Source organism: Bradyrhizobium sp. 197, assembly GCF_023073375.1.
In the GTDB taxonomy this organism is placed as follows: Bacteria; Pseudomonadota; Alphaproteobacteria; order Rhizobiales; family Xanthobacteraceae; genus Bradyrhizobium.
The window spans coordinates 1-18,993 of the sequence record NZ_JADPJJ010000115.1 but is presented as its reverse complement, the minus strand read 5'-3'; the positions used below and the strand labels follow the sequence as shown (position 1 = coordinate 18,993).

Genomic DNA, 18,993 nt, shown 5'->3' with positions numbered 1-18,993 from the left:
ATTTAGTTGACGCGCGGTTGTCCTGGAAATCCTAGCAACTGAAAAGCGACGCATACGAATCGGAGTAAGCATGCCGACTGATAAGGTTTCATACGAAAGTTATCCAGTTCGCGACTGATAAGGAAATTACACAAAGCTTATCAGTAGGTCGGACTGTTCGATAGCATTCGATCGACGGATGTTTGCGACCGTCTCGCAACATTGTGGACCTCTAGGAGGCTGCTAGCGTCTCAATGAATTCTTCCATCGACGGCTGCTGCGCGTACTGCAGCTTTAGAAGATCTTCAACCTTGAGATTGGTATAGCGCTGGAGTTGTCGCCAATCCTTGTGACCGGTGACCAATGCTACCTTTTCGATTGGAAGTCCTGCCTCGAACAGACGGCTTGTACCCTCGTGACGCAGATCGTGGAAATGCAGGTCTTCGATCTTGAGTTCATCGCATGCGCGGGTGAATGCCGCGCTTACGGATCTGTGGTTATGGGGAAAGATTCGTCCATAGCCTCGAGTCACAATCCGCTGCTGAAGCACGACCTCCCACGCGTCATAGCCCGTTAGGTTGAGCAAAGGTACTTTCTGGTCATTTCCCTCCTTATTCCTCGGGTCCTTTCTGTCTTGAATGACCACCAATCGTTTTTTCATGTCAACCAGAGGCCACTCGGGTTTGCATATCTCTTCCTGGCGCAATGTCGTTGCCACGGCATACCTGACGATTCGTCCCATCGGTATGAACTGCCGCGGGTTCGTCTCAAAGTATTCGATTAGTTCGTCGAGCTCGTCTTGTGTGGGCCGTCGGTCCCTCTCGTTGCTCTTTCCAATCAGATTGAGGTGACTTAACGCGACGCGTGCGAGGCGGGCTTCCTCGGCAGAAACCTCGATGCCATGGACCGCAGCTGCGTGCGTCATGATTGTTCGGATGAAAGACAAATCGATGGCCAACGTTGCGGGACCAGCGCCTTGCTTGGCGCGCTTCCTTCCGAACTCGATCAAACGTTCTCGATTGAGCACGGGAAGCTTCACACTCCCGAGCTCAGTCTTGAGCGACGCCATCACAGCAGCTTTTGATCGGCGAGGGGGCTTTCCAACTTCATGCATGTCTTCATCGTGCAGGTCGATCAGATCGCCAAACGTCCGGACGTTGCGCGCCGCGCGTGGCTTGGATGATCCGTTGCGGTCGATATTGCGCTCCATCTCCAGCGCCCATTCTTCGCCGTCCTTGCGCCGTCGGAATGTCTCGGCCACATAGCGGGTCTTGCGGCGGACCTGGACGCGCCAGTTTCCGGATGCCATTTGTGTGAAGGTCGCCACGCGTGTGCACTCCGACTTTCGTGTGCACTATGTGTGCACTGAGAGGTCAAAACGGGTACAAACGTGTGCAATTTCGTCTAGTTTGGAGTGCACACGTTCGCTGTTCATCCCATTGAAGAGTAAGACAAACTATTGAAATATCAAGGCTATCGCTTTTCCGTGGCACCCATGATGGATTGGACCGACCGGCATTGCAGGGTGTTCCACCGTCACCTGACGAGGCGGGCGCTGCTTTATACGGAGATGCTGACCACTGGCGCCATTGTTCATGGGGACCGGGAGCGGCTGCTTGGGTTCGACAGGGTCGAGCACCCGGTGGCGCTTCAGCTCGGCGGGTCGGATCCGCGCGAGCTCGCGCTGGCCGCGCGGATCGGCGAGGAGTTCGGCTATGACGAGATCAACCTCAATGTCGGTTGCCCCTCCGATCGCGTGAAGGACGGCCGTTTCGGCGCTTGCCTCATGGCGGAGCCTGATCTCGTGGCGGGGTGCGTCGAGGCGATGAAGCGTGCGGTTGCCGTGCCGGTCACCGTGAAGTGCCGCATCGGCATCGACGACCAGGATCCGGAAATCGCGCTCGACAAGCTTGCGCGCGCGGTCGTCGCGTCCGGCTGCGATGCGCTGATCGTGCATGCCCGGAAAGCATGGCTCAACGGTTTGTCGCCGAAGGAGAATCGCGACATCCCGCCGCTCGACTATGATCGCGTCTATCGCCTCAAGCGCGCGATGCCTGACGTGCCCGTCATCATCAACGGCGGCATCCCCGGCATCGACGAGGCGAGAGCACATCTCGAACACGTCGACGGCGTGATGCTCGGCCGCGCCGCCTATCAGGAGCCATGGCGGCTGCTGTCGGTCGATCAAGACATTTTCGGCGAGGCGGCGCCGCATGCCTCGATGCAGGATGCGATCGAGGCGATGATGGCCTACATCGAGCAGCAGCTCGCGCACGGCACGCGGCTGCACGCCATCACGCGGCATTTCGTCGGCGCATTCCACGCCGTTCCCGGCGCGCGCGCCTTCCGCCGCCATCTTTCCGAGCAGGGGGTGAAGCCGGGCGCCGGCCTCGAGGTGCTGCGCGATGCGATCGCGCGTGTCGGTGCGCGTGCGCCGGCGGAGGCGGCAGCCTAGCCGTAGTCACTTGAAGAGCCGGATTCCAGTCCGCGGCGCGCCGCTTGATGTTGCGTCCGTGATGGATGGCAGCCCGCGTGATCGCGTCTGTCGGCAGTGGCGGCGCGGCTCTCGTGGGGAGTCTAGTCGACTGCCAGACGCGAGCGGCGGTGACCGGTCTGGAGCTCCGGATAGCCGGTGAGCATCAGCTTGTCGGCGCGCACGCCCCAGCTCTCCAGGCGGTCGAGGAAGCTCATGCCGAGCAGGTTCGTCTTCATCTGCCCGCGCTGAACGACGAGGGCCGGCACCGACTTCTCGACGAGGTGGCCGACAGAGAGGCGCTCAAGCGTGAGGCGGGCCGCCTTGGTGTGGCCGCCCGCGGTTTCGAGATCGACGTCGTATTCGAGCATCTCGAGTGGCAGCCCGATCGCTTTCGCGGTTTCCCAGGTCAGCACCACCGAGGTCGCGCCGGTGTCGATGACCATCGGTGCGACGACGCCGTTGATCTTCGCGCGCAACGCGAATTCGCCGCCCTGGCCGCGCTGGATCTGCACGGCGGGGGCAGGCGATGCGGTCTGTGTGCGAAAGATGTGCGAGACCCTGCTGCTCGCGCGCGCGAGCTGGTCGGAATCGCCATAGGCAACGACGGCGCCCGCCGTGCCGGCGAGCATGATGAGAACGAGCAGGAAGCGGATCATCGCGCACCTCCGGATGCGCGCCGGCCGGTCAAGTGCGTTTCGGCGATCCCGCGATGGGCGCAAGTCCAGCCTGATTCATGCGCACCGGCAACAGCGCCATGACCGCCAGCCGTTCCGCGCTTTCCATAGCATGCCAGTGCGCGATCTCCGGCAAGGTGCGTCCACAGCCGAAGCACAGTTTTGTCTTGGGATCGATCATGCAGACGGCGACGCACGGCGTTTCTTTGCTCATTCGGGCATAGTGAGGGATCGTCGGGCATGTCTGCAAGCATCTCGTTACGAGCCTGTACCTGCGCTCATGATCGGCTTGTTACGCGGCCTGCGCTTCTCGTCCGCCACCGCGGAACTGTCCGGCTGAAGCGGCGGAGAATCATCCGACATCGGCGCCAGCGCGCTCATCACGCGCTCGGGCGGGAAGGTAACGATCACCTCGGTGCCGATGCGCAGCTTCGATTTCAGCGTGAACGTACCGCCATGCAGGTCGATTAGATTTTTTGCGATCGGCAGGCCGAGACCCGCGCCCTGTTCGGCCGACTTGATCGAGTTGGAGCCTTGGCCGAACGAGGCGAGCACGACCGGGATCTCGTCCTCGGGGATTCCGGAGCCGGAATCCTTCACCGAGAGATATTGTCCGCCCGAGGCCGTCCAGCCCGCCTTGAGCCAGATCTCGCCGCCCTGCGGCGTGAACTTGATCGAGTTGGAGAGCAGGTTGAGCACGACCTGGCGGATTGCGCGCTCGTCGGCCCAGAGCCGCGGCATCGCCTGCTCGAACACCTCGTGGATGGTGATGCCGCGGCTCGAGGCGCGCAGCTTCATCAAATGATGGCAGTCGGCGACAATGCCGACCAGCGAGACCGCTTCCTCGTTGAGTTCATAACGGCCGGCCTCGATCCGCGACAGATCGAGGATCTCGTTGATGAGATTGAGCAGGTGGACGCCGGAATTATGGATGTCCCCGGAATACTCCTTGTAGACGGGCACGGCATGCGCGCCAAAAATCTCGCTCTTCATCACCTCGGAGAAGCCGAGGATCGCGTTCAGCGGCGTGCGCAGTTCGTGGCTCATCTGCGCGAGAAAGCGCGACTTGGCGACATTGGCGGATTCGGCGCGGTGACGGGCTTCATCCGAGATCGCCTTGGCCTGTTCGAGCTCGCCGATCAGCGCGTCCTTCTCGGCGCGCGCCTCGAGCGTGGCGAAAGTCGAGGAGTGCAGGCGGTGCGCCAGCAGCACGAAATAGCCTTCGGCGGCGAGCGCGAGCCCGGCCAGGATGTAATTGTCCAGCGAGCCGGTCATCACAAAACTCAGCGCCATCGCGACCGCGACCGGCGCCGTGGCGGCAAGGGCCGCGATCGGCAGATTGGCCGCCAGCATGCTCGATACTGCGATGACCAGCAGCATCAGGAACATCATCAGCGTTTCCGTGACCAGGTCGAGCACGGGATGGATCAGGATCGCCATCCAGCATAGGCCATAGAGCAGGTCGAGCACGACGAAGCGCGTCCGCCAGGCGCGCGTCGCGGTTGGCGAGGAGGGCGCGGCCAGGAAGCGGTGGCAACTGCGGATCATCGCTGCGTGGATGCAGAGCATGCCGGCGGTCCAGGCTGCGGCCGGAATCGGCTGCATCCACAGCCCGAACAGCACGCCGGTGGCAACGACCAGCAGCATCGCGACATAGGAGGCCGACAGCCGCGTCTGGGCATATTGGCGCAGCATCTCGGCGTCGAAAGCCGGCCGGGTTCCGCTGGTCGACGTTAACTTGTCGCGCGCCTCGCGCACCCGCTGCGCCGCAGCCCTTCGGCTGCTCGCCGACGGCGCGCTCACCGGCTCGGCCGGAAGCTGGACAACCTCGGGCTTTTCAGCGGGTTTACTCATCGCACAACAACAATTCCTGCCCGCGCGAGGCGGGCCTTCTGCATTGTCTATCTCTGGCAAGAAATCCTTAAGAGGTGACTTAAGGAGCTAAAGAATTACGTTAACCCGGCGTTAATTTTGGATCCGGCCTGAGTAGCTCATTGCAGCACCGCATGCTGCGCGATGTACACCACGGCTCCCGCCAGATAGCCGGCGAGCGCGGGGACGGCGATGCGGCGGGCATACCAGAGGAACTCGATGCGCTCGAGCCCCATGGCGGCGACGCCTGCGGCCGAGCCGATGATCAGGATCGAACCGCCGGTGCCGGCGCAATAGGCGATGAACTCCCAGAGGAAGCTGTCGGGCGGATAGTGGCCGAGGTCGTACATGCCCATGGTCGCGGCCACCAGCGGCACGTTGTCGATGACGGCGCTCAGCAGGCCGAGCACGATGACGATGAGATCCTGGCGACCGATCGCGGCGTCCAGCCATTTGGCCAGCATGGAGAGCAGGCCAGCATGTTCGAGGCTGGCGACCGCGAGCAAGATCCCGAGGAAAAACACGATCGAGCCCATGTCGATCCGCGTCAGCGCATGCGCAAGCGTGAGCGGGCCACGGACATGCTCATCCTTGTTGCGATGAAGGATCTCGCCGACCAACCACACGATGCCAAGCCCGAGCAGGACGCCCATGAAGGGCGGCAGGTGCGTGACCGTCTTGAAGACGGGCACCGCGATCAGTACGCCGAGTCCGAGATAGAACATCACGTTCCGCTCGACCGGATCGACGCTCTGCAATCCGTCCTCTTTCGGCGGCGACGCGATGGTCTTGCCCTTGAGCGAAAAGCTGATGAATGCGAGCGGCACCAGCAGGTTGAGCAGCGAGGGCAGGAACACCGCGCCCATGATCTTTAGCGGCGAGATCTGTCCGCCTATCCACAGCATGGTCGTGGTGACATCGCCGATCACGGTCCATGCACCGCCGGCGTTCGCGGCGATGACGATGAGGGAGGCGAACAGTAGGCGGTCGTCGCGCTTGGCGATCAGCCGCTGGATCAGCGAGACCATGACGATGGTGGTGGTCAGATTGTCGAGGATCGCACTGAGGAAGAAGGTCACGAAGCCAATCAGCCATATCAGACGGATCTGGCTGGTCGTGCTGATGCGGGAGGTGATGACCTCGAAACCGTCATGGGCGTCGATGACCTCGACGATGGTCATCGCGCCAATCAGGAAGAACACGATCTGCGCGGTGGAGGCGACGGACTCATCAAGCTGACGGCTGACCAACGTGTGGTCGCCCGTCGCGAGCGAGTAGATTGTCCAGAGCACGCCCGCGCCGAGCAGCGCAGACGCGCTCTTGTTCACCCCGATCGGATGCTCGAGCGCGATCGCCGCATAGGCGAGGACGAAGATTGCGGCGAGTGCGATCAGCAAGGCAGGATCACTTCGTCAGGTGTCAGCGATTAAGGCGCGCGAGCAGGCTCGACGTGTCCCAGCGCTTGCCGCCCATCTTCTCGACCTCGGCGTAGAACTGGTCGACGAGCGCGGTGACCGGCAGATTGGCGCCGTTGCGGCGGGCTTCGGCCAGCGAGATCGAGAGGTCCTTGCGCATCCATTCGACCGCGAAGCCGAAATCGTACTTGTCGTCGTTCATGGTCTTGTAGCGGTTCTCCATCTGCCAGGACTGAGCCGCGCCTTTTGAGATGGTCTCGATCACGGCGGCGACGTCGAGGCCGCTCTTCTTGGCGAAGTGGATGCCCTCGGAGAGTCCCTGAACCAGGCCTGCGATGCAAATCTGGTTGACCATTTTGGTCAGCTGGCCCGAGCCGGCCGGCCCGAGCAGTTTGCACATTCGCGCATAGGCGCCTGTGATGATTGGCTCGGCGCCGGAATAGGCATCCTGGGCGCCGCCGCACATCACGGTCAGCACGCCGTTCTCGGCGCCGGCCTGGCCGCCGGACACGGGTGCGTCGATGAACTTGAAGCCGGCCGTGGTCGCGGCAGCATCAAGCTCACGCGCGACCTCGGCGGAGGCGGTGGTGTGGTCGACGAAGGTCGCGCCCTTTTTCACGCCGGCGAACGCGCCGTCGGCGCCGATCGTGACCGCGCGCAGATCATTGTCGTTGCCAACGCAGCACATCACGAAATCCTGGCCCTCGGCTGCAGCCTTCGGCGTCGCCGCGGTCTTGCCGCCAAACTTGTCCGCCCATTCCTTCGCCTTGGCCGCGGTGCGGTTGTAGACGGTGACCTCATGGCCCCCTTTTTTCACGAGGTGTCCGGCCATGGGGAAGCCCATGACGCCGAGACCGAGGAAAGCGACTTTAGCCATGTGGGGTACCTTGTCCGTAGTTCGGGTTTTGCGGTTTTTTGCCGGGCGAGGGGGCGCCAATCGACGCCCTCAAAAGTTCCGCCATTGCGGCAGATCGCGCGCACCATAAACCGTTGAGGCCGGAGGGCAACGGCTTCGTTTGATGCCCTCCTGTGCTAGGATGGCGGACCTAAGGACTTCAATAAAAGGGAGGGAAAGCATGGGCAGCGTAAGCGTTGGCGTGCTCGATCATTTCAACATCCGGACCCGGAATCTGGCCGAGACCGTCCGCTTCTACGAGGATGTGCTGGGCCTGGAAAATGGCGCCCGGCCGAATTTCGCCTTCCCCGGCGCCTGGATGTACAGCGAGGGCAGGCCGGTGGTGCACCTCGTCGATATTTCGCTGACCGCGGAGCCACAAAAACCGGATTCCGGCGTTGTCCACCACGTCGCCTTCGTCAGCCGCGGGTTCGACGGCATGAAGCAGCGTTTGGCGTCCAAGGGCATGAGGTTCGACTCCCGCCAGGTGCCCGGCGGCGACCTCTGGCAGATCTTCGTCTACGACCCCAATGGGGTCCTGATCGAGCTGAATTACGAGGCAGCCACGGAGCAGGGGGCGGCGTCCGCCGAGATGGCTGGCGATATCGGCAGGCGGTAGCCTTTTGGGCGTTTCCGCTCTAATGGGGCATCTTGAATTCGAGGAGATGCGCTTTGACCGTGACGCAGCAACAGGTTCTCGACAGCCTCGCCAAGATCAAGTCGCCCCGAGGGGTCGCGCTCGCAAATGCCAATGTGCTGAGCGCGATCAACGCCACCGACGGCAAGGTGTTCTTCTCGATCAATGTCGATGCCGCCGAGGCGCGGGCCTGGGAATCCGTCCGGGCCGAAGCCGAGGCCGCGGTGCGCGCCATCCCCGGCGTCACCACCGTCATGGTGGCGCTGACCGCCGAGCGCAAGGCCGGCGCCGCGCCGCCGCCTCCGCCTCCGCCGCCAACGCCGAGCCGCGGCGCGCCAGGCGTGCAGCCGGTCCACGCCCACAAGCCGCCACAGGGCGGTCAATCGCCGATGGCACGGCAGTCCGAGATTCCGGGCGTCGCTGCCGTGATCGCGGTCGCCTCGGGCAAGGGCGGCGTCGGCAAGTCCACCACTGCGCTCAATCTGGCGCTGGGCCTGCGCGACCTCGGCCTCAAGGTCGGGCTGCTTGATGCCGACATCTACGGCCCCTCGGTGCCGCGGCTGACCGGCCTGCACGACAAGCCGGCGCTGAACGACGAGCGCAAGATGATTCCGCTCCGGCGTTTCGGCCTCGCCATCATGTCGATCGGCTTCCTGGTGGAGGAAGAGACCGCGATGATCTGGCGCGGGCCGATGGTGATGTCGGCGGTGACGCAGATGCTGCGCGACGTCGCATGGGGCACGCTCGACGTGCTCGTCGTCGACATGCCGCCGGGCACGGGCGATGCCCAGCTCACCTTGGCGCAGAACGTCCCCTTGAAGGGCGCCGTGATTGTCTCGACCCCGCAGGACCTGTCCCTGATCGACGCAAGGCGGGGGCTTGCGATGTTCAAGAAGGTCAACGTGCCCGTGCTCGGCATCGTCGAGAACATGAGCTATTTCCAGTGCCCGCATTGCGGCACGAAATCCGACATTTTCGGCCATGGCGGCGCGCGCCACGAGGCCGAGAAGCTCGGGGTACCGTTCCTGGGCGAGATCCCCCTGCACATGGCGATTCGCGCCACCTCGGATGCCGGCACGCCCGTGGTCGACAGCGAGCCGGACGGTCCCCATGCGGCGATCTACCGCGCCGTTGCAGGACAGGTCCGGGACCAGCTCAAGGGCGTCATCGCCGCGGCCTGAGCGGATCCAAGCCAATCCCTTCAAACCAATACCCTGGGGACATGCGACTTTCGTAGAGCCCTGTCATGCCAATGTCGCGTTTCGAAAGCGGGGCTTCCGTGTTAAAGGCCCACGGCAGTCAAGCCCCTTCGGTTCGACGCGGCCCAAAAACGCGTCGCCGGAATGTGCGGCAGCAAAGAGGAAGTTAGGGGAAACGCCCCAACAAGGAGAGACTGAAGATGAAGCGTCGTGATTTCCTGAAAGTGTCGGCAGCCGGCGCGGCGGCGACCGCCGCGGTGGCCTCGCCGGCGATCGCGCAGTCCTCGCCCGAGATCAAGTGGCGCCTGACGTCGAGCTTCCCGAAGTCGCTCGACACCATTTATGGCGGTGCCGAGCAGATGGCGAAGTACGTCGCCGAGATGACCGACAACAAATTTCAGATCCAGGTCTTCCAGGCGGGTGAAATCGTTCCGGGCCTGCAGGCGCTGGATGCGACGCAGAAGGGCACAGTCGAGATGTGCCACACAGTGTCATATTATTACGTCGGCAAAGACCCGACCTTCGCAATCTTCGCGTCGGTGCCTTTCGGCCTCAACGCACGTCAGCAGAATTCCTGGTTGTACCAGGGCGGCGGCAACGAGCTCGCCAACGAGTTCTTCAAGAAGTCGAACGTGGTGGGCTTCCCCTGCGGCAACACCGGCACCCAGATGGGCGGCTGGTTCCGCAAGGAGATCAAGACCGTTGCCGACCTCTCGGGCCTCAAGATGCGCATCGGCGGCATTGCCGGCCAGGTGCTCCAGAAGGTCGGCGTGGTGCCGCAGCAGCTCGCCGGCGGCGACATCTATCCGTCGCTCGAGAAGGGCACCATCGACGCGGCCGAATGGGTCGGCCCCTACGATGACGAGAAGCTCGGCTTCGCCAAGGTCGCCAAGTACTACTACTACCCGGGTTTTTGGGAAGGTGGTCCGACCGTTCACGCCTTCGCCAACATCGACAAGTGGAACGAATTGCCGAAGAACTATCAGGCGATCCTCACCAACGCGACCGTCAACACCAACACCTGGATGGCCGCGCGCTACGACATGGTGAACCCCGGCGCCCTGAAGCGTCTGGTGGCCGGCGGAACGCAGCTTCGCCCGTTCACCAACGAAGTTCTAGAAGCCTGTCTCAAGGCGACCAACGAATTGTGGGCGGAGATCTCGGCCAAGAATCCCGACTTCAAGAAGTCGATCGACGCCATGCAGGCCTACCGCTCCGACGAATATCTGTGGTGGCAGGTCGCCGAATACACCTACGACAGCTTCATGATCCGCTCGCGCACCCGCGGCTGATCTTCGCAAGAAGTCGAAAGGCGATACGTCCGGTCTCGTTCGCGAGGCCGGGCTTTTTCTTTGGCGCGACGCGATCGGGATGGGCGCCGCGGAGGCCGCGGTACGAAGGGTGTCCAATAAAAAATCTGAAAAACAACCCCATGCACAGTAGACGAGGGGTGAGAGGACAAGGCGCTGTGAGCGCAGCCAACAGCTTGATGCGACGGAGCTAATTGGCAGGCAGGCCCGATCATCGTGCGGCCGAGGGCAAGTCCGCATTTTGTGAGCCAAGGCGGGGTGTGCCCAGGAGCACCAAGCGAGTGCTTCAGCGAGGCCGTTTGACTCGTCGGGCAAAACAGTGGCAGAAAGGCATAATCGTATAATCCGAAATTTTCGCCTCGGTGCCGATCCCTGGGGAGTGACGATGAGCTTCGATCCCGATGAGGTTCAAAGCGCGCTGCGCAAGGCCTGGTCGTTGGCAACCGCCAGCCAATGGACGGCGAACAATCCGGCGGCAGGGCAATGCAACGTCACCGCGCTGCTCCTTCACGAGCTCTTCGGCGGCGACTTGCTGAAAACGCCTCTGCCGGCCGGCGAACATTTTTACAATCGCATCGGAGGCCGGCGGTATGACTTCACGGCGAGCCAGTTCGATCAACCGATTGCATACAAGGATTTACCTGCAAGCCGTGCAGATGCGGAATTGGGCGCGACAAGCGATGTATTGGCTGAACTCAGAGCCGCTTTTCAGGAGCATCGTGCGAAGTAAAGCTTGGGGCCACCAGGGAAGCGATCAGAACTTACAAGCGCAATGGATTGGTGAAGAAATCAGGTAATGGCATGGCCGTCGAAAAGAGTACGCCCACCATCTCGCGCCCGTCAGGCGCTGGAAGTCTCTTCGGGCTATTGTACGCCCGGACCTTCCCTTCCATGGATCAACACCGCCTCTGCAGCGGCTTCGTCGATGGCCGCCATGACGTCAGCAGTTGCGGAATGATGAATCATGTGTCCCACTCCGTCGATCCGGCGCAATTGCTTTGCTTGACCTCGCCATGCAGCCTGACCGACTGCTTGATATCGATCAAACGGTCGCGCTGGCCTGCGATAATGATCGTAGGCATCTTGAGTTCTCCATACGCCTTCGAACCCGAGAATGCGGCGGAGATCAACATCGTCGCTTCAGCCGCCGTCGCCCGCATCTGTGATGGGCGGAGCGCCATTTCCCTGGGAAAATCCGCGAACTTCTTTGGGACCGGCCGGGGGCCAAACAGCTTGCGCAACATCGTGGGCCACATCATCCGGCCGGCTAGCGGCGAAATCGTGTAGCTGATGACGTCCCCTAGCACCGGTACGGCGGACAGCATCGACGCCGCGCTGTCCGAGCGGGGAGTTGGGAATAATATCCCGAGGCCAGCACGAGAGCCTGCACGAACGAAGGATGTTTGATCGCCAGTGCAACCGCAACCGACGCCCCCCACGAATGACCCAGGACCATTGCTTGAGAGACGCCCAGCTGATCGAGCGCCTTCTTGAACAGGTCTGCCTGGGCATCCGGAGTCCAGACGACGTCCCTCGGCCGCGAGCTATGCCCAAAACCCGGGCGATCGAACACGATGACCCTGTAGTTCTCGGTTGCGAGATCAATCAACCCACTCGAGTGGAAATCCTGGATCATGCTGCCGTTGCCGTGAAACAAAACGAGCGGCTTGCCCCTGCCGCGCTCCAAATAGTGCAGGCGAACTCCCTCGACGTCGATGAACCGTCCCTGCGGAGGGTTATCGCGTTGCGCTTTGCTCGCGAGCAGTCGGTTTACGATTGCGGTAGCCACGATGAGGGTACATGCGGCAGCAAACGCGGTGGCGCCCGGATGTCGCGTGAAGGCGGTCAGACAGTCCGATCTAAACGAGCCGGAACGTGTTCGTCGTGCAATCCGCATGTGCATTACCTTGGGTGGTCTGCACGATGCCTCATGCAAATGAGTAATGTTGCAGCCGAGGCAAACGGGGATGCGGGGGTGTTGGTTCCTTGATCAAAAGCAGACGGAAATCGGCGCGAGGCCCCCGGCGAACGGCCTCGGACGGTGGTGCAAACTCGCGCGTGCAATAGGGGACACGAGTAGCCGATCAGGGTGCCCTCTCAGGCTGTGTCGGCCTCTTTGCCGAAAACCACGGTTTGCGAACGCCGATCTATAGCTGTGGACCAGATAGTCTGACTTCTCGCTCAGCGCGCAGGACGTTTCCATACAGGCTGCTGATCCATTGCCTTCCGCTCGAGGTTACATTCAAACAGCGGATGGCGGCCTGGATTTGGGGGGCAACCTTGGTCCAGTAGAATTGAGGTATTTGTAGACCACATCCGCGGGCGTGGCGTATCCGAGCGATTTGTTGAGCCCTATCTCCTCGAATTCATAGAAGAGCGCATTTGATTTCTTCATGTAGTTCGGATCGCCGAGCTGACCAATCAGATCAGCGGCGCGCAGCAACAAACCTTCCTCCTCGTCCAAGTCATCCTTGAGTTCGCTCGTAGGAGCGTCCGCATAGGGAAAACGCGTATATTCGATCGCCCGGGCAACGCGAGCGGCGTCAATCTGGTCGACTGCGTCGAGACGCTCCACGGCGAATAATTTTGAGCGGTCCACGTGATAGGGTGCAAGCGCTGCATCGGAAGAGCCAATCGGCAATTCGACTGTTCGGCCGCTACCATCAACGACATAGGCTCCCTCTTGGTCTCCATGAATTATTCCCCGAACGTAGCCGATGTCGTGAATCAGACACGCCAGGATGAAGTGAGCATAATCGCTGGCCGTCGTTGGCCTCAGGAGAGAGCGGCCGATCAGAATGTCGTGGCCGACCAGCGTGACCAACAAGGTGTGCTCGACGTTGTGGTATAATGCATCGCTGTTGCCGATACATTCCAGGGCCAGCTTTGCCGCGTAGGGGAGCAATTCCGGCAAGGTGGCATGCGACGAGCCGAAGCGGCCTCTTGTCTCCGAGATCAGGAACGCACCGAGCGCCTGGGACGTCAGTTCTGGAATCGTTATCACCGGCAAGCTCCTCACGTTCGTCAGGCATGAACAAATGCGATGCCAACCTGGAAGTTGCTAGCGCGCCGCGACCCGCCGCAGAAATGTGCGTACGGGTGCGATTGCAGCAAGGGCTCGCAACTCACAAACCAGAACCGCTACCGTATGCCGACGCGATTGACCCCGCCATTTATGTTGCGTGGGCCAGCGGTGCCTGCCCGGACCGCCGCTCGCGCCACGGGGCGTGGCCTGAGCACGACGCCGGCCCTCGCAACGCAACTAGGCGGATAATCAACGTACTGGCAGTACACGACCGCCCCGGCTGGTGCGGAATTGAGAGTGAGACCCGCAATCCCCAACAGGGCGCTGGCAGCAATCCCTGCAATCGTTGCGGACGTGATCGAAAGACGCTTGTTCGGATGCATCGTGATCCTCCTCTTCCTGCTGCGAGCTGAAGGAGTGACGGAGCTGCCTCAGGCTGAACATAACGTGACGCCAAAGGATAGGTGATGCTTGACCTGGATCAAGGGTGTGGCCGCGATGCCAGAGGCACCTGTCCATTATCGCGCGGCGGCTTGCAGGACCCGGACAACGGCCGGATCGGTCAAGAACGCACTTCGAAGATCATGTTGAACGGCGTCTCGGTCGCGCGGCGGAAGCGCCTGAAGCCCGCTTCAGTCGCGACCTGACGCAATCTGCTTTCACCCGCCTGTGCGCCGAGCCCCAAGCCCACTTCCTGAGACAGTGATGCCGGCGTACAAATGAATGTCGAGGCGTGATAGTAGACGCATCCGACCGGGTTGAGATTGTCCTTGAGATTGTCATGAGCAAACGGCTCGACGATCATCCACGACCCATCCTTGGCCAGCGTTTCCTTGACATGCTTGCCTGCACCCACGGGATCGCCCATGTCATGCAGGCAATCGAAGAACGCCACAAGATCATAGTCTTTGGCCGGAAAATCCTTGGCACTGGCCTGCGCGAACGTGATGCGGTCTCCAACTCCTGCTTCTTGCGCCAAGACCTTCGCGCGTTCAATCGAAGGCTTGTGGTAATCGAACCCGAAAAACTCTGAATTGGGGTAGGCCTGCGCCATCACAATCGTAGAGGCGCCGTGGCCGCATCCGACGTCGGCGACCCTGGCGCCAGCTTTCAGTTTCGCTTCGACGCCTTCGAGCGTCGGAATCCAGTTCGAAACCAGATTGGCGTTATAGCCCGGCCTGAAGAAGCGCTCGGTGCCAGAGAAAAGACACTTCGAATGCTCGTGCCAACCAACGCCTTTCCCGGTGCGAAACGCTTCGGCGACTTTGGGTTCGTCGAGGTAGGTGGACTGCACGACATCGAATGCGCCGGCAAAGAAGGCTGGCGAGCCCTCTTCGGCGAACGCCATGGCTTGCTCCGCCGAGAGCGAGAACGCATTTTTTTCGGGGTGGTAGTCGATGTATCCGGAGGCAGCCTGCCCGGAAAGCCATTCGCGCACATAGCGCTCATGCAGACCGGTCTTCTTGGCAAGCTCGGACGGAGTGACCACCGCACCATCGGCCATCGCCTTGTAGAGCCCGAGGCGATCACCGAGCAGGATGCTTGCGCCGCCAAGCGAGATGCCGAGGTCGCCGACAAGCTTTCCTACGAGCGCGTTCAACTTTTCAAGGTTTGGTTCACGCATTGCAGCTTCTCCGCTTCGAGAACAGCCCCCCGTCGGTTAAAGAGCCTAGGACGACCGGCGGATTGCAAGTGTGAACGCGTTCACGTTTCAGCGAATAGCCCCGTCCGATGCCAGATTTGGGTCAGGAGCGGTAACGCTTGATCGGGCAGGGGATGTCTGCTCGCGTCCAACAACCGACACGGGCGCCGCAGGGGCGCGCGCCTGGTTGGCTAACGCGAAGCTGACAGAAGAGGTGACCGGTCTGTCGGGTGCTTTTTCGCTGGCCGAGGTGGCCGGAATGGTGGAAGAGAGCGAAGATGCGGCAAGGGCCGTGGGGTGACGTGGGTATCCGGCGGAAATGCGATGCGCCTTCTGATCGTCGAGGACAATGCCGAACTGTCGCGGCTGGTGGCCGGCGGGCTGTCGGCGGCCGGCTATGAGAGCGATATCGTCGGCAGCGCGGCCGAGGCGCGCGAGGCGGTGAGCAGCGTCAACTATGCCGCGATGATCCTCGACCTCGGTCTGCCCGACGGCGATGGCCTCTCGGTGCTGCGCGAGCTGCGCCGGCAGATGGAGCCACTGCCGGTGCTGGTGCTGACCGCGCGCGGCGGCTTGCAGGACCGCGTCAGCGGCCTGCGCAGCGGCGCCGACGACTATCTCGCAAAACCGTTCGCGATGGAGGAGCTGGTGGCGCGGCTGGAGGCGATCCTGCGCCGCCCGGGCCAGTTGCTCGGCCGCTCGCTGCGTCTCGCCAATCTCGTCTACGACACCGAAAGCCGCCAAATCTTCGTCGACGACCAGCCGCGGATCATCTCGTCGCGCGAGACCTCGGTGCTGGAGATCTTGCTGCGCCGGCAGGGGCGCGTGGTGCCGAAGAAGAACGTCGAGGACCACATCTTCGGGCTCGACGGCGAGGTCGCCTCCAATGCGGTCGAGGTCTACGTCTCGCGGCTGCGCAAGCAGCTGACCGAGCACGGCGCGAAGGTCGTGATCCACACCATCCGCGGCGTCGGCTATCTCATGGCCGAGGAGAAATAGCGTGGGGGTCGCCGGGATCTATGCGAGATCGCCGACGTTCAAATCGCTGATCTGGCGCATCGTGTTCATGCACATCGTGGCGGTCGCGGTGGTTGCCATCTTCCTGCCGCTGGTGATGTTCTGGCTGCTCAATTCCGAAGTCGACCAGTTGCACCGCGAAGCCATGCGGGCGCAGGCCGAAGTGCTGGGGGAACGGATCGTCGCGCAGCCGGACGGCTTGCTGACGTTCAGTCTGCCGGACAGCCTGCGCGGTCTCTACTCCGAAGCCTATGGCCGGTATCTGTATGATATCCGCGACGCCGACGGCCGTTTGCTGTTTTCGTCCCGCCGCAAGACGGGCGCCGCGGCACAGGCGCCGCCGCTGTCCGAGACGATTTCCGGCGCCGGCGTCACGCGCATCATCGACGGCAAGATCGTGCGTATCCGCGTCGCCGAGGACCTTGCGCATCGCGACGTCATCATCGACGACATCATCTCGAACTTCTTCCGGCGGGTAGGGTGGATCACCATTCCGATCCTGCTGATCCTGCTCGCCGCCGACATCATCATCTTTCGCCGCGCCATCGCGCCGCTGTGGAAGGCCTCGGAGGAGGCCAGCAATATCGGGCCGGCGCGCACCGACATCCGCCTGCCGACGGAGCAGATCCCGCGCGAGATCATCCCGCTCGTCACCGCCGTCAACCAGGCGCTCGATCGCCTCGAGGATGGCTTTCGCGTGCAGCGGCAGTTCACGGCCGATGCCGCGCATCAATTGCGCACGCCGCTCGCGATCCTGCGGACGCGCATCGAGACGCTTGGCGACGGCGCCGCACGGCAGGCGCTGCATGCCGACATCGGAGCCATGAGCCGCATCGTCGCCCAGCTGCTGGAGATCGCCGAGCTCGACACGCTGGTGCTCGATCCCGGCGAGACCGCGGATTTGCGCGCCGTCTGCGCCGAGGTGGTCGGTGCGATCGCGCCGTTCGCGCTAGCGCAGCACAAGGACATCGCCCTCAAGGGCGCCGAGGCGCCGGTGCTCGTCCATGGCAATTCCGAGATGCTCCAGCGCGCGATCGTCAATCTCGCCGAAAACGCCATCAAGTTCACGGCAAAAGACACGTCCGTCGACGTCGAGGTGAGCGAGGACGGTGCGGTGCGGGTGCGCGATTGCGGCCCGGGCATCGCGGACGCCGAACGCGAACTGATCTTCCAGCGCTTCTGGCGCGCCGACCGCCAGCGCAGCGACGGCGCGGGCTTAGGCCTCTCGATCGTGCGCGCCGTGGCGGACGATCACGCGGCGACGGTCGCGGTGGAGAACCTTCCGGGCGGCGGCGCGGAGTTCACGCTGCGGTTCAGGCTGGCGGAGGGGATGCAGGCGGCCGGACCGGCGGCGGGCTGAACCTGCGCCGTCTCGATCGCGGCGTGTGGCCACCAGGCGCCTAACGGGTCTGCATCACTTCATGCTCCGTCCTTCGATCTCCGGCTGATCGTCTAAGCCTAAAGTCGCAGGACCGGTTGGCGTGGGAGCTGGGCATTTGTGTCCCTCGCCATCGTCGGGATGGAAATCGGATGAGACATGTTCCATGCTGGCCTCCAAGCCTCGGCAAGAAGGCCCATCATCACAATCCATCAGGGTAGGAAATCATGAAAAGAAGAGACTTCATCAAGGTAACCGGGCTTGGTGCGGCGGGTGCCGCGACGCTCGCCGCTCCAGCCATCGCGCAATCGATGCCCGAGATCAAATGGCGCATGCCGACGAGCTGGCCGAAATCACTCGATACGCTCTATGGCGGAGCCGAGATGATGGCCAAGATGGTCGCGGAAGCGACCGACAACAAATTCCAGATTCAGACATTTGCCGGCGGCGAGATCGTGCCGGGCCTTCAGGTGCTCGATGCCGTGCAGAACGGCACCTGCGAAATCGGCCACACCGCGTCCTATTATTATTTCGGCAAGGACCCGACCTTCACCTTCGGCTCGGCCGTGCCGTTCGGACCGAACATGCGCATCAACCAGGCCTGGTACATGCTGGGCGGCGGCAGGGACGTCCTGAACGAGTTCTACAAGAAGTACAACGTCGTTTCGCTGCTTGCCGGCAACACCGGCTGTCAGATGGGCGGCTGGTTCCGCAAGGAGGTCAAGACGCCTCAGGACTTCAGCGGGTTGAAATTCCGCATCGGCGGCTTCGCCGGAAAGGTGATGGCCAAACTCGGCGCGGTGCCGCAGCAGATCGCCGGAGGGGACATCTATCCGGCGCTGGAGAAGGGCACCATCGACGCCGCCGAATGGGTCGGACCGTATGACGACGAGAAGCTCGGCTTCGTCAAGGTCGCGCCGCATTATTACTTCCCGGGCTGGTGGGAAGGCGGGCCCATGCTTCTGGCGTTCGTCAACCAGGACAAGTGGAACGCGCTGCCGAAGCACTATCAGAGCATCCTCGAGCAAGCGGGGCACTACGCCAACAACTGGATGATGGCGAAGTATGACCAGGCCAATCCACAGGCGTTGCGGCGCCTGCTAGCAGCGGGCGCCAAGCTGCATCCGTTCTCGCCGGAGGTCATGCAAGCCTGCTTCAAGGCGGCAAAGGAGCTGCACACCGAAGTCTCGGCCAGCAACGCGGACTTCAAGAAGGTCTACGAATCGCTGACCGCGTTCTCGAACAACGGATATCAGTGGTTCCAGGTCGCCGAAGTCGGCTATGACAACTTCATGGCGCGCAACTCGCAGAGCTGATTTGCGAGCCGCGATCGGCCAAACGAAAAAACCCGGAGCGAAAGCTCCGGGTTCTTTTTTGTGTGCCGAGTATGAACGACAGCTTGGAGGTGGAAGTCCTCTATCCAGCCTGATGGCGGCGAAGGATTAGCGAAGCGCAAGGGCGTCATCGTGAGGTG

17 protein-coding genes and 2 pseudogenes are annotated in these 18,993 nt (G+C 62.3%); 9 read left to right on the top strand and 10 right to left on the bottom strand.

What is annotated here, in order from left to right:
• Positions 1 to 211 precede the first annotated feature (211 nt).
• Entirely contained in the window at positions 212 to 1,306 is a 1,095-nt protein-coding gene (locus tag IVB27_RS26915) for a site-specific integrase (protein WP_247446113.1), read from the bottom strand.
• Between the two features lie 132 nt (positions 1,307 to 1,438).
• On the opposite strand from IVB27_RS26915, the gene dusA reads away from it, so the two are divergent.
• On the top strand, positions 1,439 to 2,434 hold the full coding sequence (dusA, locus tag IVB27_RS26910) for a tRNA dihydrouridine(20/20a) synthase DusA (protein WP_256468470.1): 996 nt from the start codon (positions 1,439 to 1,441) through the stop codon (positions 2,432 to 2,434).
• Positions 2,435 to 2,556: 122 nt separating this feature from the next.
• Here dusA and IVB27_RS26905 read toward each other — a convergent pair whose 3' ends face one another.
• The 5 genes from IVB27_RS26905 to IVB27_RS26885 all read right to left on the bottom strand — a co-directional run bounded on the left by IVB27_RS26905 (position 2,557) and on the right by IVB27_RS26885 (position 7,293).
• Positions 2,557 to 3,111, bottom strand: a complete 555-nt coding sequence (locus IVB27_RS26905) for a TIGR02281 family clan AA aspartic protease (protein ID WP_247446111.1) — start codon at positions 3,109 to 3,111, stop codon at positions 2,557 to 2,559.
• 28 nt (positions 3,112 to 3,139) lie between these two features.
• The gene (locus IVB27_RS26900; protein WP_247446115.1) at positions 3,140 to 3,343 is read right to left on the bottom strand and encodes a DUF1289 domain-containing protein; all 204 of its coding nucleotides are present in this window, start codon (positions 3,341 to 3,343) and stop codon (positions 3,140 to 3,142) included.
• Positions 3,344 to 3,387: 44 nt separating this feature from the next.
• Complete coding sequence (locus tag IVB27_RS26895) at positions 3,388 to 4,983, bottom strand: sensor histidine kinase (RefSeq protein WP_247340857.1); 1,596 nt, start codon at positions 4,981 to 4,983, stop codon at positions 3,388 to 3,390.
• A 137-nt stretch (positions 4,984 to 5,120) separates the two neighbouring features.
• Positions 5,121 to 6,398, bottom strand: coding sequence for a sodium:proton antiporter NhaD (gene nhaD, locus IVB27_RS26890; protein WP_247340856.1), 1,278 nt, complete (start codon positions 6,396 to 6,398; stop codon positions 5,121 to 5,123).
• A gap of 22 nt (positions 6,399 to 6,420) precedes the next feature.
• Entirely contained in the window at positions 6,421 to 7,293 is an 873-nt protein-coding gene (locus tag IVB27_RS26885; protein ID WP_247340855.1) for an NAD(P)-dependent oxidoreductase, read from the bottom strand.
• Between the two features lie 199 nt (positions 7,294 to 7,492).
• Here IVB27_RS26885 and IVB27_RS26880 point away from each other — a divergent pair, with 199 nt between their 5' ends.
• The 4 genes from IVB27_RS26880 to IVB27_RS26865 all read left to right on the top strand — a co-directional run bounded on the left by IVB27_RS26880 (position 7,493) and on the right by IVB27_RS26865 (position 11,187).
• A complete protein-coding gene (locus tag IVB27_RS26880; RefSeq protein WP_247340854.1) occupies positions 7,493 to 7,930 on the top strand; it encodes a VOC family protein in 438 nt (145 codons plus the stop codon).
• 53 nt (positions 7,931 to 7,983) lie between these two features.
• Positions 7,984 to 9,129, top strand: coding sequence for an Mrp/NBP35 family ATP-binding protein (locus tag IVB27_RS26875; RefSeq protein WP_247446109.1), 1,146 nt, complete (start codon positions 7,984 to 7,986; stop codon positions 9,127 to 9,129).
• A gap of 218 nt (positions 9,130 to 9,347) precedes the next feature.
• Positions 9,348 to 10,439: a TRAP transporter substrate-binding protein gene (locus tag IVB27_RS26870; RefSeq protein WP_247446108.1), complete on the top strand. Its 1,092-nt coding sequence runs from the start codon at positions 9,348 to 9,350 to the stop codon at positions 10,437 to 10,439.
• A 403-nt stretch (positions 10,440 to 10,842) separates the two neighbouring features.
• Positions 10,843 to 11,187 carry a YunG family protein gene (locus IVB27_RS26865; protein ID WP_247446106.1) on the top strand — a complete coding sequence of 115 codons (345 nt, stop codon included), beginning with the start codon at positions 10,843 to 10,845 and terminating at the stop codon, positions 11,185 to 11,187.
• A gap of 134 nt (positions 11,188 to 11,321) precedes the next feature.
• On the opposite strand, the pseudogene IVB27_RS26860 reads toward IVB27_RS26865, so the two are convergent.
• The 4 genes and pseudogenes from IVB27_RS26860 to IVB27_RS26845 all read right to left on the bottom strand — a co-directional run bounded on the left by IVB27_RS26860 (position 11,322) and on the right by IVB27_RS26845 (position 15,106).
• Positions 11,322 to 12,354: pseudogene (locus IVB27_RS26860) on the bottom strand (alpha/beta fold hydrolase).
• Positions 12,355 to 12,604: 250 nt separating this feature from the next.
• A pseudogene (locus tag IVB27_RS26855) lies at positions 12,605 to 13,476 on the bottom strand (metal-dependent phosphohydrolase).
• Between the two features lie 122 nt (positions 13,477 to 13,598).
• Positions 13,599 to 13,865 carry a hypothetical protein gene (locus tag IVB27_RS26850; RefSeq protein ID WP_247446105.1) on the bottom strand — a complete coding sequence of 89 codons (267 nt, stop codon included), beginning with the start codon at positions 13,863 to 13,865 and terminating at the stop codon, positions 13,599 to 13,601.
• A gap of 179 nt (positions 13,866 to 14,044) precedes the next feature.
• On the bottom strand, positions 14,045 to 15,106 hold the full coding sequence (locus tag IVB27_RS26845) for a class I SAM-dependent methyltransferase (RefSeq protein ID WP_247340844.1): 1,062 nt from the start codon (positions 15,104 to 15,106) through the stop codon (positions 14,045 to 14,047).
• Positions 15,107 to 15,176: 70 nt separating this feature from the next.
• Here IVB27_RS26845 and IVB27_RS26840 point away from each other — a divergent pair, with 70 nt between their 5' ends.
• The 4 genes from IVB27_RS26840 to IVB27_RS26825 all read left to right on the top strand — a co-directional run bounded on the left by IVB27_RS26840 (position 15,177) and on the right by IVB27_RS26825 (position 18,835).
• Complete coding sequence (locus IVB27_RS26840) at positions 15,177 to 15,425, top strand: hypothetical protein (protein WP_247446104.1); 249 nt, start codon at positions 15,177 to 15,179, stop codon at positions 15,423 to 15,425.
• A 23-nt stretch (positions 15,426 to 15,448) separates the two neighbouring features.
• Positions 15,449 to 16,123, top strand: coding sequence for a response regulator transcription factor (locus IVB27_RS26835; protein ID WP_247446102.1), 675 nt, complete (start codon positions 15,449 to 15,451; stop codon positions 16,121 to 16,123).
• 67 nt (positions 16,124 to 16,190) lie between these two features.
• Complete coding sequence (locus IVB27_RS26830; RefSeq protein ID WP_247446114.1) at positions 16,191 to 17,501, top strand: sensor histidine kinase; 1,311 nt, start codon at positions 16,191 to 16,193, stop codon at positions 17,499 to 17,501.
• 245 nt (positions 17,502 to 17,746) lie between these two features.
• Positions 17,747 to 18,835: a TRAP transporter substrate-binding protein gene (locus IVB27_RS26825; RefSeq protein WP_247340842.1), complete on the top strand. Its 1,089-nt coding sequence runs from the start codon at positions 17,747 to 17,749 to the stop codon at positions 18,833 to 18,835.
• The last annotated feature ends 158 nt before the right edge of the window (positions 18,836 to 18,993 follow it).

Excerpts from the sequence above, each read along its gene's own strand:
- IVB27_RS26880 (WP_247340854.1), top strand. The coding sequence starts at position 7,493 with ATGGGCAGCGTAAGCGTTGGCGTGCTCGATCATTTCAACATCCGGACC.
- IVB27_RS26870 (WP_247446108.1), top strand. The coding sequence starts at position 9,348 with ATGAAGCGTCGTGATTTCCTGAAAGTGTCGGCAGCCGGCGCGGCGGCG.
- IVB27_RS26845 (WP_247340844.1), bottom strand. The coding sequence starts at position 15,106 with ATGCGTGAACCAAACCTTGAAAAGTTGAACGCGCTCGTAGGAAAGCTT.
- IVB27_RS26825 (WP_247340842.1), top strand. The coding sequence starts at position 17,747 with ATGAAAAGAAGAGACTTCATCAAGGTAACCGGGCTTGGTGCGGCGGGT.
- IVB27_RS26895 (WP_247340857.1), bottom strand. The coding sequence starts at position 4,983 with ATGAGTAAACCCGCTGAAAAGCCCGAGGTTGTCCAGCTTCCGGCCGAG.
- IVB27_RS26835 (WP_247446102.1), top strand. The coding sequence starts at position 15,449 with ATGCGCCTTCTGATCGTCGAGGACAATGCCGAACTGTCGCGGCTGGTG.
- IVB27_RS26885 (WP_247340855.1), bottom strand. The coding sequence starts at position 7,293 with ATGGCTAAAGTCGCTTTCCTCGGTCTCGGCGTCATGGGCTTCCCCATG.
- IVB27_RS26850 (WP_247446105.1), bottom strand. The coding sequence starts at position 13,865 with ATGCATCCGAACAAGCGTCTTTCGATCACGTCCGCAACGATTGCAGGG.
- IVB27_RS26830 (WP_247446114.1), top strand. The coding sequence starts at position 16,191 with ATGCACATCGTGGCGGTCGCGGTGGTTGCCATCTTCCTGCCGCTGGTG.
- IVB27_RS26865 (WP_247446106.1), top strand. The coding sequence starts at position 10,843 with ATGAGCTTCGATCCCGATGAGGTTCAAAGCGCGCTGCGCAAGGCCTGG.
- IVB27_RS26900 (WP_247446115.1), bottom strand. The coding sequence starts at position 3,343 with ATGAGCAAAGAAACGCCGTGCGTCGCCGTCTGCATGATCGATCCCAAG.
- IVB27_RS26905 (WP_247446111.1), bottom strand. The coding sequence starts at position 3,111 with ATGATCCGCTTCCTGCTCGTTCTCATCATGCTCGCCGGCACGGCGGGC.